The sequence below is a fragment of the Pseudonocardia sp. MH-G8 genome (genome assembly GCF_002262885.1).
GTDB lineage: Bacteria > Actinomycetota > Actinomycetes > Mycobacteriales > Pseudonocardiaceae > Pseudonocardia.
The window spans coordinates 252,980-268,077 of sequence record NZ_NKYF01000008.1; the positions used below are offsets into that span (position 1 = coordinate 252,980).

The 15,098-nt window shown below is 73.4% G+C and carries 16 protein-coding genes; 14 read left to right on the top strand and 2 right to left on the bottom strand.

Features of this window, described 5'->3' with window-relative positions; genetic code table 11:
• The first annotated feature begins 31 nt into the window (after nucleotides 1-31).
• From alr to CFP66_RS20825, 8 genes are all read left to right on the top strand, one after another.
• Nucleotides 32-1,192: an alanine racemase gene (gene alr, locus CFP66_RS20790; protein ID WP_094926843.1), complete on the top strand. Its 1,161-nt coding sequence runs from the start codon at nucleotides 32-34 to the stop codon at nucleotides 1,190-1,192.
• Nucleotides 1,189-2,289, top strand: coding sequence for an alpha/beta fold hydrolase (locus tag CFP66_RS20795; RefSeq protein ID WP_094926784.1), 1,101 nt, complete (start codon nucleotides 1,189-1,191; stop codon nucleotides 2,287-2,289). Before alr ends, CFP66_RS20795 begins: the two co-directional genes overlap by 4 nt.
• Complete coding sequence (gene tsaE, locus CFP66_RS20800; protein WP_094926785.1) at nucleotides 2,286-2,759, top strand: tRNA (adenosine(37)-N6)-threonylcarbamoyltransferase complex ATPase subunit type 1 TsaE; 474 nt, start codon at nucleotides 2,286-2,288, stop codon at nucleotides 2,757-2,759. The genes CFP66_RS20795 and tsaE overlap by 4 nt, the downstream gene beginning before the upstream one ends.
• On the top strand, nucleotides 2,756-3,478 hold the full coding sequence (locus CFP66_RS20805) for an HAD family hydrolase (RefSeq protein ID WP_094926786.1): 723 nt from the start codon (nucleotides 2,756-2,758) through the stop codon (nucleotides 3,476-3,478). Before tsaE ends, CFP66_RS20805 begins: the two co-directional genes overlap by 4 nt.
• A gap of 23 nt (nucleotides 3,479-3,501) precedes the next feature.
• Nucleotides 3,502-4,164, top strand: coding sequence for a tRNA (adenosine(37)-N6)-threonylcarbamoyltransferase complex dimerization subunit type 1 TsaB (gene tsaB, locus CFP66_RS20810; protein WP_094926787.1), 663 nt, complete (start codon nucleotides 3,502-3,504; stop codon nucleotides 4,162-4,164).
• The gene (gene rimI / locus CFP66_RS20815) at nucleotides 4,164-4,628 is read left to right on the top strand and encodes a ribosomal protein S18-alanine N-acetyltransferase (RefSeq protein ID WP_198961568.1); all 465 of its coding nucleotides are present in this window, start codon (nucleotides 4,164-4,166) and stop codon (nucleotides 4,626-4,628) included. The genes tsaB and rimI overlap by 1 nt, the downstream gene beginning before the upstream one ends.
• Nucleotides 4,625-5,665: a tRNA (adenosine(37)-N6)-threonylcarbamoyltransferase complex transferase subunit TsaD gene (gene tsaD, locus CFP66_RS20820; RefSeq protein WP_094926788.1), complete on the top strand. Its 1,041-nt coding sequence runs from the start codon at nucleotides 4,625-4,627 to the stop codon at nucleotides 5,663-5,665. The genes rimI and tsaD overlap by 4 nt, the downstream gene beginning before the upstream one ends.
• 384 nt (nucleotides 5,666-6,049) lie before the next feature.
• Nucleotides 6,050-6,358: a hypothetical protein gene (locus CFP66_RS20825; protein WP_094926789.1), complete on the top strand. Its 309-nt coding sequence runs from the start codon at nucleotides 6,050-6,052 to the stop codon at nucleotides 6,356-6,358.
• Nucleotides 6,359-6,497: 139 nt separating this feature from the next.
• Here the strand turns inward: CFP66_RS20825 and CFP66_RS20830 are convergent, their stop codons facing one another.
• Both CFP66_RS20830 and CFP66_RS20835 read right to left on the bottom strand, forming a co-directional pair.
• Nucleotides 6,498-7,430: an aldo/keto reductase gene (locus tag CFP66_RS20830; protein WP_094926790.1), complete on the bottom strand. Its 933-nt coding sequence runs from the start codon at nucleotides 7,428-7,430 to the stop codon at nucleotides 6,498-6,500.
• 11 nt (nucleotides 7,431-7,441) lie between these two features.
• A complete protein-coding gene (locus CFP66_RS20835; RefSeq protein WP_094926791.1) occupies nucleotides 7,442-8,023 on the bottom strand; it encodes a TetR/AcrR family transcriptional regulator in 582 nt (193 codons plus the stop codon).
• Nucleotides 8,024-8,135: 112 nt separating this feature from the next.
• Here CFP66_RS20835 and CFP66_RS20840 point away from each other — a divergent pair, with 112 nt between their 5' ends.
• From CFP66_RS20840 to CFP66_RS20865, 6 genes are all read left to right on the top strand, one after another.
• Nucleotides 8,136-9,314, top strand: coding sequence for a macrolide family glycosyltransferase (locus CFP66_RS20840; RefSeq protein WP_094926792.1), 1,179 nt, complete (start codon nucleotides 8,136-8,138; stop codon nucleotides 9,312-9,314).
• Nucleotides 9,315-9,466: 152 nt separating this feature from the next.
• On the top strand, nucleotides 9,467-9,757 hold the full coding sequence (gene groES / locus CFP66_RS20845) for a co-chaperone GroES (RefSeq protein ID WP_013677399.1): 291 nt from the start codon (nucleotides 9,467-9,469) through the stop codon (nucleotides 9,755-9,757).
• 89 nt (nucleotides 9,758-9,846) lie between these two features.
• Nucleotides 9,847-11,466 carry a chaperonin GroEL gene (gene groL, locus CFP66_RS20850; protein WP_094926793.1) on the top strand — a complete coding sequence of 540 codons (1,620 nt, stop codon included), beginning with the start codon at nucleotides 9,847-9,849 and terminating at the stop codon, nucleotides 11,464-11,466.
• Between the two features lie 489 nt (nucleotides 11,467-11,955).
• The gene (locus CFP66_RS20855; protein ID WP_075942692.1) at nucleotides 11,956-12,552 is read left to right on the top strand and encodes a response regulator transcription factor; all 597 of its coding nucleotides are present in this window, start codon (nucleotides 11,956-11,958) and stop codon (nucleotides 12,550-12,552) included.
• A gap of 764 nt (nucleotides 12,553-13,316) precedes the next feature.
• Nucleotides 13,317-13,889: a sigma-70 family RNA polymerase sigma factor gene (locus CFP66_RS20860; protein ID WP_094926794.1), complete on the top strand. Its 573-nt coding sequence runs from the start codon at nucleotides 13,317-13,319 to the stop codon at nucleotides 13,887-13,889.
• On the top strand, nucleotides 13,890-15,083 hold the full coding sequence (locus CFP66_RS20865) for an anti-sigma-D factor RsdA (protein ID WP_094926795.1): 1,194 nt from the start codon (nucleotides 13,890-13,892) through the stop codon (nucleotides 15,081-15,083).
• Nucleotides 15,084-15,098 lie beyond the last annotated feature (15 nt).

The window sequence follows — 15,098 nt, forward strand, 5'->3', positions numbered from 1 at the left end:
GTCGGTCGGGTGTCCGCGCGCGGATGCGATGATGACCCCCGTGGTGCAACCGTCGGGCAGGCTGCGGGCCGAGGCCGTCGTCGACCTGGCGGCGGTGCGGCAGAACGTCGGTGTGCTCCGGCAGGCGGCGCACGGCACGGCCGTGATGGTCGTCCTGAAGGCGGACGGGTACGGCCACGGTGCCGTCCCGGTGGCCAGGGCGGCGCTCGAGGCGGGCGCGTCCTGGCTGGGCGTCTGCACGCTCGAGGAGGCCCGGGAGTTGCGCGGGGCCGGCATCACCGCCCCGCTGCTGTCGTGGTTGCACCTCCCCGACGAGGACTTCACCGAGGCCGTGGCCACCGGCGTGGACCTCTCGGTGTCGTCGGTGCGCCACCTCGCGGCCGTGCTCGACGGCGCCCGGCGGGCCGACCGTCCCGCCCGGCTGCATCTGAAGATCGACACCGGTTTGAGCCGCAACGGTGCGTCGCCCGCCGACTGGAGCGCCCTGCTCGACGGCGCGTCGAAGGCGGTGGCCGACGGGTGCGCGCAGGTCGTGGCGGTCTGGTCGCACCTCGCGCAAGCCGATTCGCCGCAGCACCCCACGCTGGACCTGCAGGCCGCCCGCCTCACCACGGCATGGCAGGCCGCGCGGGAGCGCGGGCTGTCCCCGATCCGTCACCTGGCCAACTCGGCGGCCACCCTCACCCGTCCCGACCTGCACTTCGACCTCGTCCGGCCGGGCATCGCGGTGTACGGGCTGGACCCGCTCGACCGGCAGCCCGCCGTCTCCCCGCTGCGGCCGGCGATGACGCTGCGCGCCCGGGTGGCGCTGGTCAAGCGGGTCGCGGCCGGTGAAGGCGTGTCCTACGGCCACGAGTGGACCACCCCGCGCGACACCACGCTCGCCCTCGTGCCGCTGGGCTACGCCGACGGGGTGCCGCGCCGCCTCGGGCGGGCGGGGCGGATGCGGGTGCTGCTGGGCGGCGCGCTGCGTCCGGTCGTCGGGCGGGTGTGCATGGACCAGGTCGTGGTCGACTGCGGGGACGGCGCGACCGTCCAGGAAGGTGACACTGCGGTGTTCTTCGGGTCGGGCGAGGGCGGTGAGCCGTCTGCCCAGGACTGGGCGGACGAGCTCGGGACGATCCACTACGAGATCGTGACCGGCGTCAGCGACAGGCGCGTCCCGCGCACGTACACCGGGGCGGCCGGGTGAAGCGCGGGCAGATCTGGGGAGCGGTGGCCGGGGCCGCGGGGGCGGCGGTCGGCGGGGTCGTCGTCGGGGTGGCCGCGCGGAAGCACTCGCGGGTCGTGGCGGAGCGCGGGCGCCTCACCGCGCAGTTGTCGGAGGAACCGCCGCAGCTCGCGGGGCTGCCCGAGAGCGAGCCGTCCTCCGTCACAGCAGACGACGGCGTGCGCCTGTCGTGCGAGGAGATCGAGGCCAGGGACGGCAGGCCGGCGCTCACGGTGGTCCTCGTGCACGGTTTCGCGCTGGACCGGCGGACCTGGCACTTCCAGCGCCAGTCGCTGCCCGCGCTGACCGACCCGTCGATCCGGGTGGTGCTCTACGACCAGCGCAGCCACGGCCGCTCCGAGCGCGCCCCTCGGGAGAGCTGCACCATCGAGCAGCTCGGCCACGACCTCGACGCGGTGATCCGCGCGCTCGCCCCGGAGGGTCCGCTCGTGCTCGTCGGGCACTCCATGGGCGGTATGACGATCATGGCGCTCGCGGAGCAGCACCCGGAGCTGTTCACCGACCGCGTGACCGGTGTGGCGCTGGTGTCCACCTCGGCGGGCGAGGTCGCGAGCGCCGGGCTGCCCGGCACGCTGCTGTCGCGGCACAACCCGCTCACCCGCACCGTCGGATTGCTCGCCAGGCTGCAGCCGACGCTCGTGGAGACCGCGCGACGTGCGCTCGGCGACGTGCTCTGGTCGCTCACCCGCAGCTTCGCCTACGGCGACCGCAACGTCGCCCCGTGGCTCGTCGACCTCGTCGACACGATGATCGGCGTCAACGCCGTGGACGCCTTGATCGACTTCACCGACACCGTGAACAGCCACGACCGCATCGCCGCGCTGCCGGCGCTCGCCTCCTGCGAGGTGCTCGTGGCTGCCGGTGACGCCGATCGCGTCATCCCGGTGACCCACAGCGACGTCATCGCGGGCGAGTTGCCCGACGCCACGCTGCTCCGGTTCCCCGGGGTGGGGCACCTGCCGATGCTGGAGCAGTCCGCGCGGATGGACGAGGCGCTCGTCGACCTCATCCGCCGCAGCGCGGCCCGTTCCCCGCGCCGGATCCGGCGGCGTGCATGACCGACCGAGCCGGAGTGGGCACGACCGGTGCGCCGGAGCTGGAGCTGCCGGGGCCGGCCGACACCGAGGCGCTCGGCGAGCGGCTGGCCGCGTCGCTGGGGCCGGGTGACCTCGTGGTGCTGTCGGGGCCGCTGGGGGCGGGCAAGACGGTGTTCGTGAAGGGCCTCGCCCGCGGGCTGGGCGTGGCCGGGCCGGTGACGTCGCCGACGTTCGTCATCGCCCGCGAGCACCGGCCGCTGCCCGGGGGCCGGGGGGTGCCGCTCGTGCACGTCGACGCGTACCGCCTCGGCGGTGCCGCCGAGCTGGACGACCTCGACCTGGACACCGACCTCGGCGAGGCCGTGGTGGCCGTCGAGTGGGGTGAGGGAGTGGCGGAGCGGTTGTCGGGCCGGCACCTGCTGGTGCGCCTGCACCGCCGCCCCGACGACGTGCGCACGGCCACCGTCCAGCGGATCGAGGAGGCGTCGTGATCGAGGCGGTGATCTTCGACTGGGGCGGCACGCTCAGCCCGTGGAAGGCCATGGACAACCTCGCGGGCTGGCGCCTGTTCGCCGACGTGGTGCACGCGGGCGACACCGAGCGCGCCGCCGCGCTCGCCGACGCCCTGCTGGCCGCCGAGGACGCCCGCTGGGCCGCCGCGCGCGAGGAGCACCGGGCGTTCACCGTCGCACAGGTGCTGGCCGACGCCGCGGCGCACCAGCCGGCCGAGGTGGCGGCGGATGTGCACGAAGCGGCCCTCGAGGCGCACCGGGCGTTCTGGACCGGGCAGCTGCCCACCGATCCCGAGGCCGGGCCGATGCTCACGACCCTGCGCGAGCGCGGGCTGCGCCTGGGGGTCCTGTCGTCCACGTCGTGGCCGCGGGAGTGGCACGAGGACCGCTTCCGCGAGGACGGGGTGCTGGACCTGTTCGACGGCTGCGTGTGGTCCAGCGACCTGGCGTGGACCAAGCCGCACCCGTCGGCGTTCCGGGCGGCCATGGACGCCATCGACGTCACGGACCCCGCCCGCTGCGTGTACGTCGGTGACCGCCCCTACGACGACATCAGCGGCGCCAAGGGTGTGGGCATGCGGGCGGTGCTCGTGCCGCACTCCGACATCCCCGCGGTCCAGCAGGTGCCGGTGGACGTGCATCCCGACGCCGTGCTCCACCGCCTGGCCGACCTGCCGGACCTCATCGCGGGCTGGTGAGCGCGCGCTCGTAGGCTCGGGGCGTGCTCGTACTGGCCATCGACACCGCGACGCCCGCCGTCACCGCGGGGCTCGTCGAGGTGACCGGCGATGCGGTCCTGCTGCGCTCCGCCCGCGTGGAGCACGACGCGCGCAAGCACGCCGAGCTGCTGATGCCCGCGGTGCAGGCCGTCTGCGCCGATGCCGGCACCCCGTTGGCGGGCGTCGACGCCGTGGTCGTCGGCACCGGGCCGGGCCCGTTCACCGGGCTGCGCGTCGGCATGGTCACCGCCGCAGCACTCGGCGACGCGCTGGGCGTGCCGGTGCACGGGGTCTGCTCGCTGGACGCGATCGCCGCGGACGCGGAAGGGGACGGCCCGCTGCTCGTCGTCACCGACGCCCGGCGCCGCGAGGTGTACTGGGCCGCCTACGACTCCGCGCGCCGCCGGGTGGACGGGCCGCACGTGCAGGCGCCCGCCGAGGTCGCCGCCCGCGCCGCCGAGCTGGGTGTGGCCGCCGCGGCCGGTGCGTCGGCGGGCCTGGTCGGGCTGCCCGCACGCCCGCCGGAGTCGCCCTCACCGGCAGGCCTGGTCACGGTGGCGGCGGGCGCCCTGCGCGCGGGCGCGGCCCCGGGCCCGCTCGAGCCGCTCTACCTGCGCCGGCCCGACGCCACCGAGCCCGGGGCGCGCAAGCGGGTGAACGTCTGATGCGGTCCACCGTGCAGATCGACGCGCTGCGGGAGCCGGACGCGGCGCGCTGCGCCGAGCTGGAGCGGCTGCTGTTCCCCGGGGACGACCCGTGGAGCGAGCGGGCCTTCCTCGACGAGCTGCGGGCGGGGCATCCCTACGTTGCCGCACGTGACGGGGAGCTGCTCGTCGGGTACGGCGGGCTCGGATTCGTGGCCGGCCCGCCGCAGGCCGAGGCGGAGATCCACACGATCGGCGTCGACCCGGCCCACCAGCGCCGGGGGATCGGGCGCGCGCTGCTGCGCGGGCTGCTCGCGGTGGCCGACGAGGTGACGGCCACCGTGTTCCTCGAGGTCCGCACGGACAACGACGCCGCCCGCGCGCTCTACGAAGCCGAGGGCTTCGCGGTCGTCGGCCTGCGTAAGCGCTATTACCAGCCCAGCGGCGCGGATGCGCACACGATGCGGCGGGAGCCGAAACAATGATCGTGCTGGGGATCGAGACGTCCTGCGACGAGACCGGCGTCGGGATCGTCCGGTGGGAGCCGGACGGCACGGCGACGCTGCTGGCCAACGAGGTCGCGTCCTCGGTGGAGGAGCACGCGCGCTTCGGCGGGGTAGTTCCCGAGGTGGCGTCGCGGGCGCACCTGCAGGCGATGGTGCCGGCCGTGCACCGCGCGCTGGCCGCGGCCGGCGTCACGGGTAGCGACGTCGAGGCCGTCGCCGTCACCGCGGGGCCCGGGCTCACGGGCGCACTGCTCGTCGGGGTCGCCGCCGCGAAGGCCTACGCCGCCGCGTGGGACGTGCCGCTCTACGGGGTGAACCACCTGGCCGCGCACGTGGCCGTCGACACGCTGCAGCACGGTGCGTTGCCGCCGTGCCTCGCGCTGCTCGTGTCCGGGGGGCACTCCAGCCTGCTGGACGTGCCGGACCTGGCCGGGCCGGTCACGCCCCTGGGCGCCACCATCGACGACGCGGCGGGTGAGGCGTTCGACAAGGTCGCGCGCTTGCTCGGCCTGCCGTTCCCGGGCGGCCCGCACATCGACCGCGAGGCCCGCGAGGGCGACCCCGCCGCGATCGCGTTCCCCCGGGGCCTCACCGGGCCGCGGGACGCGCCGTTCGACTTCTCCTTCTCCGGGCTCAAGACGGCGGTCGCGCGCCACGTCGAGGCGCTGGAGCGGGCGGGCACACCGGTCCCGGTGGCCGACGTCGCGGCCTCCTTCCAGGAAGCCGTGGTCGACGTGCTCACGGCGAAGGCCGTGCGTGCGGCCCGGGAGCGCGGCATGGACACCCTGCTGCTCGGTGGGGGCGTCGCGGCCAACTCGAGGCTGCGCGTCCTGGCCCAGGAGCGCTGCGACGCCGCGGGGATCCGGCTGCGCGTGCCGCGCCCGGGGCTGTGCACCGACAACGGGGCGATGGTCGCCGCGCTGGGCGCGCACCTGCTCGCGGGCGGGGCGACGCCGAGCCCGGGGGACCTGCCGGCCGACTCGTCGCTGCCGGTCACCGAGGTGCTGGTCGGCTGATCGGACGGCCGAGCCGGGCGATCAGGTCGTCGGATCGAGCAGCCTCCCGGGCTTGAAATCGATCTCATACACTCCGCCGGGTGAACTACCCCAACCAGGCGCGGGGCCCGGCCGGGGGGCCTCCGCAGGCGCCGCCGCACCCTTCCTCGTACGGTCCGCCGCCACAGGCCGGACAGCTTTCGTCCGGCGAGCAGCGGCCGTGGACCCGGGCCGGGTGGGGAACGGTGCCCGTGGTGCTGGGCACCCTCCTCTCGCTGGCGGGTGCGACGGCGATGAACTGGGCCGCTGCTGGCCTACTCGGAGGCACACGCCCTCGCCCTCGGGGATGGGACGATCCGCTCGCTGATCGGCAACGTCCTGATCCAGCACTACGTCACCTGGGGCATGATCGCCTTCATCCTGGTGTGGAGTGCCTACGTGCTCGGGTGGACCGCGGGTGGGGTGCGAGGCAGGACCTCCGCCAAGCTGATCCTCAGCACACCCGGCAGGAGCGTCGCGGCCGGACGGCTCGGACCGATGCGCGCGCTGATGGCGGGATACGCGCTGCTGGTGGCGGTCGGTCATGCGCTGATGATCAACAAGTCGTTCTACGGTGACCTGTTCGAGCTGGAAGCAGGCTGCTGGACGGTGCTCGCCGGGCAGGTGGTCGTCGCCGTAGGCGCCGCGATCGGACCGCGGTTGCCGCGCCGCTGACGCCCCCGAACTCGCGCTCGTACACCGATCTCTGCGTCGGCACACCGACTGCAGTCGGTGCGTGAGCGCCACGATCGGTGTGCGAGCGCGCGGGAGGTTCTCCAGGCCGCGACCGGGCGATGAGCCGTTCCCGGACGGGTCAGGCCGACAGGTAGGCCAGCAGGCGGCGCTCGTCGTCCGTCAGCTGCAGATCCAGCGCCGGGAGCAGGTCTTCCAGCTGTTCGACGGTGCGCGCGCTCGCGATCGGCGCGGTCACCGTCGGCTGGGCGATGAGCCAGGCGAGAGCCACCGCCGCCACCGGCACCTCGTGCCCGGCGGCGATCTCGTCGAGCGCGGCCAGGACGCTGCGGCCGCGGTCGTCGAGGTAGGCCAGCGCACCTTCGGACCGCACGCTGTCCACCGCGGTGTCCGGCCGGTACTTGCCGGTCAGGAAGCCCTTCGCCAGCGCGTAGTAGGGGAACCCGGCCAGGCCCTCGCTCGCCAGCAGCGGGGCGAGGGAGCTCTCGTACTCGTCGCGCTCCATGAGGTTGTAGTGCGGCTGCAGCGCGACGTAGGACGCGAGACCGCCGCGCGCGGAGATCTCCAGCGCCGATCGCAGCCGCTCCGCGGTGAAGTTGGACGCGCCGATCGCGCGCACCTTGCCCGCCCGCACGAGCCGGTCGAACGCGTCGGCCGTCTCCTCCTGGGCGGTGTCGGGGTCGTCCCTGTGGGCGTAATAGAGGTCGATCCGGTCGGTCCGCAGCCGGCGCAGCGAGTCCTCCACCGCCGCGGTGATGTTCGCAGCGGACAGCCCCGGCCGCTCCGGCCACGACCCCACCTTCGTGGCGACCACGACCGCGTCCCGGTTGCCACGCGAGGCCATCCAGTCGCCGATGATCGCCTCGGACTCCCCGCCGGAGTTGCCCGGCTTGCGCCAGAAGTACGAGTCGGCCGTGTCGACGAAGTTGCCGCCCGCAGCGACGTACGCGTCGAGCACGGCGAACGAGGTGTCCGGGTCGGCCGTCCAGCCGAACACGTTGCCGCCGAGGCAGAGCCGGGAGACGTCGAGATCACTCGAGCCGATCTTCACCATGGGGCGCAACCCTATCCGGGCGCCAGCGCGCGCATCGCGAGGTCGGTGACGGTGTCGGCGTAGGCCGGGGTCAGCGGCGCGGTGCGCAGCAGCCACCGGTGGTAGAGCGGTCCGACGATCATCTCGACGGCCACGGGCAGGTCGAGGTCGCGGCGTAGCTGACCGGCCTCCTGACCGGCGCGGAGGCGGTCGGCGATCGCGGCGAGGTTCGGCCCGAGGAGGCGTTCGACCATGGACTCGGCGAGCTCGGGGTCCTCCTGGATCTCGATCATGAGTGCCCGGCTGGTGCCCGAGAGCGTCGGGTCGGCGAGCTCCTCGACGATCGCGCGCACCACTCCCCGCAGGTCCGCGTGGACGTCACCGGTGTCGGGCAGGGCGAGTGCGGCGGGGTCGCTCACCGCGGCGAGCATCGCGTCGAGGACCACCGCGCCCTTGGACGGCCACCACCGGTAGATCGTCTGCTTCCCCACGCCCGCCCGCGCGGCGATGGCCTCGATCGTCAGCTTCCGGTAACCGACCTCGCCGACGAGCTCGTGCGCCGCGGTGAGGATCGCGTCGCGGGAGCGTTCGCTGCGGCGGGTGGCGTCGGGCATGGCAGGCACCTTACCGCAAACGAGACGAGACGAACCGTCTTGACAAGGGAGGTGCCGGGATGCTTAGTATGCCGAGCCGAGACGGTTCGTCTCGCGAAGGAGAGGAGTTCCGATGGCGCACATCGCCATGGTCAGCATTCCGGCGCCGGGCCACGTCAACCCGAGCCTCGAGGTGATCCGGACCCTCGTCGAGCGCGGCCACCGCGTCACCTACGCCAACGACCCGAGCTACGCCGACACCGTGCGGGGCCTCGGGGTCGAGTTCGTGCCCTGCGTGTCGACGCTGCCGTTCCACACGGAGGAGTCGTTCACCGGCGACGCGATCGACGCGCTCACCCTGTTCCTCGACGACGCCATCGCGATGCTGCCGACGCTCAGGGCGGCCTACGACGACGACCGACCCGACCTGTTCCTCTACGACATCGCCGGCGGAGCGGCCCGGATCCTCGCCGCCCAGTGGGGCATCCCGGCCGTCCAGCTCTCGCCCACGTTCGTGGCGTGGGAGGGCTACGAGGAGGAGATGGCCGAGTCGGTCGCCGAGATGAAGGCCGACCCGCGGGGCGCGGACTACTACCGCAAGCTGCACGACTGGCTGGCCGGCAACGGCGTTCCCGTGGACGAGGTGTGGATGGGTCGGCCCGAGCGCGGGCTCGTCCTCGTGCCGCGCGTCCTGCAGCCGCACGCCGACCGCGTGGGTCCGCACTTCACGTTCGTCGGCCCGTGCCTCGCCGAGCGTCCCGAGCAGGGCGGGTGGGCGCGGCCCGTCGAGGCCGAGAAGGTCCTGCTCGTCTCGCTGGGGTCGGCCTACACCGACCACCCCGACTTCTACCGGCGCTGCATCGAGGCGTTCGGCGACCTGCCCGGATGGCACGTCGTGCTGCAGATCGGGTCCTTCGTCGACCCGGCCGTGCTCGGTGAGGTGCCGGCGTCGGTCGAGGTCCACCGGTGGGTCCCGCAGCTGGCCATCCTCGAGCAGGCGGACGCGTTCCTCACCCACGCGGGCATGGGTGGTTCCGTCGAGGGGCTGTTCACGGGCACGCCGATGATCGCCGCACCGCAGGCGGTCGATCAGTTCGGCAACGCCGACGCCCTGGTCGCCGCGGGTGTGGCGCGCCGCGTGGACTCGGCGACGGTGACGGCCGAGGGGCTGCGGGACGCGCTGCTCGGGCTCACCGGATCGGCCGAGGTCACGCAGCGGAGCGCGACGATCCGCAGCGAGCTGCGTGAGGACGGCGGCCGCGTGCGCGCAGCCGAACTCATCGAGGACGCGCTGCGCGTGACCACTGTTTGAGCGCTGGCACTCTCATGGGTAGAGTGCCAATCGGCACGGCCCGGACGTTCCGGCACCCGCGACGACGGGGCGCCCGCGCGCTGTCCACCAGTACACATCACCGCAGAACCCATCAGGCGAGTGCACGCACCCCAGGAAGGGGAGGTCATCAAGTGGCGAACATCAAGCCGCTCGAGGACAAGATCGTCGTTCAGGCCAGCGAGGCCGAGACCACCACCGCGTCCGGGATCGTCATCCCCGACACGGCGAAGGAGAAGCCGCAGGAGGGCAAGGTCCTCGCGGTCGGCCCGGGGCGGATCGACGACAACGGCAACCGCGTCCCCCTGGACGTGGCCGTCGGAGACGTCGTCATCTACTCGAAGTACGGCGGCACCGAGGTCAAGTACAACGGCGAGGAGTACCTCATCCTCTCCGCCCGCGACGTGCTCGCGGTCGTCAACTGACGCTGTCCCGTCACGCCGCCGCCCCGGTGGTCCCTCGACCGAGTGGGCCGCCGGGGCGGCGTCGTTTCCGCTGAACGAGAGAGGCAGGCATGCCGAAGCAGATCAGCTTCGACGAGACGGCGCGCCGTGCGCTGGAGCGCGGGGTGAACCAGCTGGCCGACGCGGTCAAGGTCACCCTGGGCCCGCGTGGCCGCCACGTCGTGCTGGACAAGAAGTTCGGTGGGCCGACCGTCACCAACGACGGCGTCACCATCGCCCGTGAGATCGACCTGGAAGACCCGTTCGAGAACCTGGGTGCCCAGCTCGCGAAGACCGTCGCCACCAAGACCAACGACGTGGCCGGCGACGGCACCACCACGGCCACCGTGCTCGCACAGGCCATGGTCTCGGCCGGCCTGCGCAACGTCGCGGCGGGCGCCAACCCGTCCGCGCTCGGCGCGGGCATCTCCGCGGCCGCGGACAAGGTCTCCGCCTTCCTCGCGGAGAAGGCCACCCCCGTCGAGGGCAAGGCCATCGCCCAGGTCGGCACCATCGCCTCCCGCGAGGAGGAGATCGGCGCCCTGATCAGCGAGGCCATGGACAAGGTGGGCGCCGACGGCGTCATCACCGTCGAGGAGGGCTCCACGCTCGCCACCGAGCTGGAGATCACCGAGGGCCTGCAGTTCGACAAGGGCTACCTCTCGCCGTACTTCGTCACCGACGCCGAGTCGATGGAGGCGGTGCTCGAGGACGCCTACGTCCTGCTGCACCAGGAGAAGATCGGCGCGATCGCCGACCTGCTCCCGCTGCTGGAGAAGGTCCTCGGCGAGGGCAAGCCGCTGCTGATCGTGGCCGAGGACCTCGAGGGCGAGGCGCTGTCCACCCTCGTGGTCAACTCGATCCGCAAGACCGTCAAGGTCGCCGCGGTCAAGTCGCCGTTCTTCGGCGACCGCCGCAAGGCGTTCATGGACGACCTCGCGATCGCCACCGGCGGCACGGTGATCAAGCCCGAGGTCGGCCTGAAGCTGTCCGAGTCCGGGCTCGACCTGCTCGGCAAGGTGCGTCGCGTCGTCGTCACGAAGGACGTCACCACCCTGGTCGAGGGCGCCGGCACCAAGGACGCCATCGACGGGCGGATCGCGCAGCTCAAGGCCGAGGTCGAGGCCTCGGACTCGGACTGGGACCGCGAGAAGCTGCAGGAGCGGCTGGCCAAGCTCTCCGGCGGCGTCGCCGTCATCAAGGTCGGCGCCGCCACCGAGACCGCGCTCAAGGAGCGCAAGCACCGCATCGAGGACGCGGTGTCGGCCACCCGGGCCGCGGTCGAGGAGGGCATCGTCCCCGGCGGCGGTTCCGCGCTGGTGCAGGCGGCCAACGCCCTGGAGGACGGCCTCGGCCTGACCGGTGACGAGGCCACGGGCGTCGCCATCGTGCGCCGCGCGCTGAGCGCGCCGCTCTTCTGGATCGCCGCCAACGGCGGCCAGGAAGGCGCGGTCGTGGTCGGCCGGGTCACCGAGCAGGTGTGGGGGCAGGGCTACAACGCCGCCACCCTCACCTACGGCGACCTGCTGGCCGACGGCGTCATCGACCCGGTCAAGGTCACCCGGTCCGCCGTGGTGAACGCTGCGTCGATCGCCCGCATGGTGCTCACCACCGAGAGCGCGGTCGTCGACAAGCCCGAGCCGCCCGCGGCACCCGCCGCAGGCGGTCACGGCCACGGTCACGGCCACTGAGCGAGCGCATCTCCGCAGTTCCGAACGGCGCTCTCGTCGGCACCAGCCGACGGGGGCGCCGTTCGTTCGTCGAGGGGCTTCCACCGCACCGCGGCGATCGGCGCACCGCCGCGTGGCAACCCTCCTCGGAGGGTGGTCCTGGCGCAAACGAGCACGCTCCCCGGATGGCGCAGCGATCGGCGAACGAATGGACGAGCGACGCGCCACGCCGACGACACGCCGCCATCGCCACGGTGAGCGTCATCGTTGCTCGTCATGACCCTGTCGGGAGGCACCCGATGAGGGAGGGTGGGGGTGCCTCCGCTCAGCTCCCGGTAACCTCGTTAAGCCATTCGGTCTTACGTCACCCACATGACGAGTGCCACTCGGCGCAACACTCCCGAATGGAGGGCACAAAACGGCCCTGATCGTGTCAAGGTGAACCTGTCACCCGCCGATATGGGGGGTGACACATCACCCGGCTGCAGGAAGCTGCAGGAAGGAATCGTCGTGACGACGGTACTCATCTGCGACGATCGTCGTAGCGTCCGCGAAGGCCTGACCCGCGTGATGTCCGCGGTGCCGGGGGTGCACCGGATCGATTGCGTTGCGCACGGGGACGAGCTGTTGGCAAGGTTCTCCCGTCAGCCTGTGGACGTGGTTCTCGTCGGTACCCAGCGGGCGGTGCCCACGGGAGTCGAGGCCACGCGGCGGCTCGTCGCCGCCCACCCGCAGGCCAACGTCATCGTCTTCGGCGCCCCCGACGACGCGGGCAGCATTGCCGCCGCGATCGCAGGCGGTGCGCGTGGCTACCTCCGGTGGGACGCTTCGCGTCCCGAACTGGTGGCAGCGCTCGCGCACACGCTCGCGAGCACGGCGGTGCCCACGCCCCGCGCGCCCACGGATCCCGGCGTGCAGCTCACCGAGCGCGAGCTCCAGGTGCTGCGCGGCATGAGCCAGGGCAAGAGCAACGGCCAGATCGGCCGCGAGCTCTACCTGTCGGAGGACACGGTCAAGACCCACGCCCGCCGGCTGTTCCGCAAGCTCGGCGTGCGCGACCGGGCCCAGGCCGTCGCCCACGGCTTCCGCCGCGGGCTCGTGTCCTAGGGTCGGCGAACCGAAGGTCCACCACATAGATCGACGGCCCAGCTCCCCTGGATCCGCCGATCCGTGCACCGGACTTCCGGCTCGGGACACCAACCGATCTCGCCCCTGTGGGCGGTCCGCCGGCTCGTCGGACCGATCCACCTCAGGCGCTGCGGCGCCAGGGATCGGTGCCCCTCGATCCGTCGGCGGATCGCGGCCGCCTGGTCCCCGCACGTCGGGGCAGGCCGGCCGCGGACACCACCGCGACGACCCGCATGCCGAGCGTGCGGCGCAGGTGCTGCGCCTGCGGCTGTCGTCGCTGTCGGTGGTCGCCTCGTGCCCTTCCGCTCCCGCCGGCCACGGGGCGCCCGGTCCGGACGGGGATCCGCGTCGCCGCGGAGCCACCGCCCGACGGTACCGGCGCCCCCGTGCGTCACCCGCCGTGGTCCCGGTTCCGGCCCCGGGCAGGCAGCACACCCGTTCGGGCGGGCCCCTCACCCTGCTCGACCTCGCACACCCGCGTCACCGCGGTGTCCACTCCCCACGGTGACCGCACCACCCGATAGAGGCCCGGAAGAGGCCCCCGATCGGGTGGTCGTCAGGCTGACCCGGCAACGGAACCCCGCTCCCGTTCGTCTTCCCATCCGAGGAGGAGCCCGTCCCGGACCGTCGCGCGTCTTCGCTACGGTGGTCCGGAATGAGGGCACGGTTGAGCACTCTCCGTGAGCAGCCTCACGAACGGATGATGCCGAACATGTTCCGTAACGCCCGCACCACGGTCTGCGATGAGTGAAACGACAGAGGTACCCGACGAACTGGTGGCCCGCGCCATGACGGGCGACCCCCAGGCCGTCGGGGCCGTGATCGCCATCATCCGGCCCATGGTCGTGCGCTACTGCAGGGCGCGGCTCGGCCGGGTGGACCGGTCGTCGGTCTCGGCCGACGACGTTGCGCAGGAGGTGTGCTTGGCCGTGCTCACTGCACTGCCGGGGTACCGCGTCCAGGGACGACCGTTCCTGGCGTTCGTGTACGGCATCGCCTCTCACAAGGTGATCGACGCGCACCGGGCGGCCACGAGGAACCGGTCGGAGCCGGTCGCCGACGTCCCCGACGCGATCGAGGTCGCCGACGGGCCCGAGCAGCGTGCGCTCCGGGTCGAGCTGTCGGGCGAGATGGGCAAGCTGCTCGACACACTCCCCGACAAGCAACGGGAGATCCTCGTGCTGCGCGTGGTCGTCGGTCTCTCCGCAGAGGAGACGGCCGAAGCCGTCGGCTCCACCCCGGGAGCCGTGCGCGTGGCCCAGCACCGGGCGCTCGCCCGCCTGCGCAAGTCGATGCCAGAGGAGGAGGTGGTCTGAGTGCCTGACAGGACGTTCGGGGCCGGTAGCGGCCCCTTCGACGGCGGCCGCCGTCCTCACGACGGCCGTCCTCACAACGGTACGAACGGCGTCCGGCCCTCCGGCAGGTCCGCGCAGCCGGTCCCGTTCGACGACCTCGCCGAGCCCGTCGACCTGGTCGCCGTCCAGGCCGACGACGAGCTCATCAACGCTCTGGCCGCAGGGATGTCGGTGTCCTCCCCGGGGCTGGGCGGATACGACGCCGATGACCGGGTCGCCGCGATCCTGGCCGCCTGGAAGGCGGACGTGGACGCCGAGCCGATCCCGGAGCTCGTCGACGTCGACACGGCGGTCTCCACGGTCGTCGCCGCGCGCCCGCCGTCCTCACGCGCCCGCCACCTGGTGCCGGTGGCCGCAGCCGCCGCGTTCCTCGTGCTGGTCATCGGCGGCGTCTCCGTCACCTCGTACAACGCCCAGCCCGACGACGCCCTGTGGGGGGTGTCGAAGGTCCTCTACTCCGAGCGTGCCGAGTCGGTGGTGGCGGCGTCCCGGGTGGAGGACCGCATCGCGGCCGCGAAGGCGGCACTCGTCGCCGGGCAGCCGATGCTCGCCGCCCAGGAGCTCGCCCGGGCGCAGGAGGACCTCCAGACCGTCCGCCCCCAGGAGGGCCAGGACGACCTCGCCGAGACCCAGGACTTCCTCGAGGCCAAGGCGGCCGAGACCCCGCCGGGGCAGTCCGCGGACCCGGCCAGCCCGCTGTCCACGCATCCGTCGCGGCCGGTGCCCCAGGGCGCGCGCGACCCCGCGGAGCCGTCCGAGTCCGACACCTCGACCTCCCCGGAGGACGAGGACGCGACGAGCGGTACCTCGCGTCCGGAGTCCGACCGCGGGCCCGACGTCGCCGGCACCCCCGACGGCGACACCACCGCGCCGGACAGCTCCACCCGGCCCACCAACGACCCGCGCCGCGCCCAAGGCGCTCCCGAGAGCGACGCCGGCACCACCACCAGTCGTCCGCAGCCCGACGGGCACGGCGAAGGCGAACCGGACGACCCCACCGACAGCACCCGGCCCAGCGCCACGAACGAGGGCCGTCCCGACCCCACCACCACGACCACGCCGCCGCCTCCTCCTCCGGCGGAAGGCGGCGGGGGCGCGGCTCCTGGCGACCGGCCCACGGCGTCGGGCTCGGAGCCGCCGCCCGCCGGCGGCTGAGTCCGGCCTCGCAAC

What these genes read in the sequence shown, in the direction of transcription:
- alr (WP_094926843.1), top strand. Translation starts at nt 32, where the DNA reads ATGACCCCCGTGGTGCAACCGTCGGGCAGGCTGCGGGCCGAGGCCGTC.
- tsaE (WP_094926785.1), top strand. Translation starts at nt 2,286, where the DNA reads ATGACCGACCGAGCCGGAGTGGGCACGACCGGTGCGCCGGAGCTGGAG.
- rimI (WP_198961568.1), top strand. Translation starts at nt 4,164, where the DNA reads ATGCGGTCCACCGTGCAGATCGACGCGCTGCGGGAGCCGGACGCGGCG.
- tsaD (WP_094926788.1), top strand. Translation starts at nt 4,625, where the DNA reads ATGATCGTGCTGGGGATCGAGACGTCCTGCGACGAGACCGGCGTCGGG.
- CFP66_RS20825 (WP_094926789.1), top strand. Translation starts at nt 6,050, where the DNA reads ATGATCGCCTTCATCCTGGTGTGGAGTGCCTACGTGCTCGGGTGGACC.
- CFP66_RS20830 (WP_094926790.1), bottom strand. Translation starts at nt 7,430, where the DNA reads ATGGTGAAGATCGGCTCGAGTGATCTCGACGTCTCCCGGCTCTGCCTC.
- CFP66_RS20835 (WP_094926791.1), bottom strand. Translation starts at nt 8,023, where the DNA reads ATGCCCGACGCCACCCGCCGCAGCGAACGCTCCCGCGACGCGATCCTC.
- CFP66_RS20840 (WP_094926792.1), top strand. Translation starts at nt 8,136, where the DNA reads ATGGCGCACATCGCCATGGTCAGCATTCCGGCGCCGGGCCACGTCAAC.
- groL (WP_094926793.1), top strand. Translation starts at nt 9,847, where the DNA reads ATGCCGAAGCAGATCAGCTTCGACGAGACGGCGCGCCGTGCGCTGGAG.
- CFP66_RS20860 (WP_094926794.1), top strand. Translation starts at nt 13,317, where the DNA reads ATGAGTGAAACGACAGAGGTACCCGACGAACTGGTGGCCCGCGCCATG.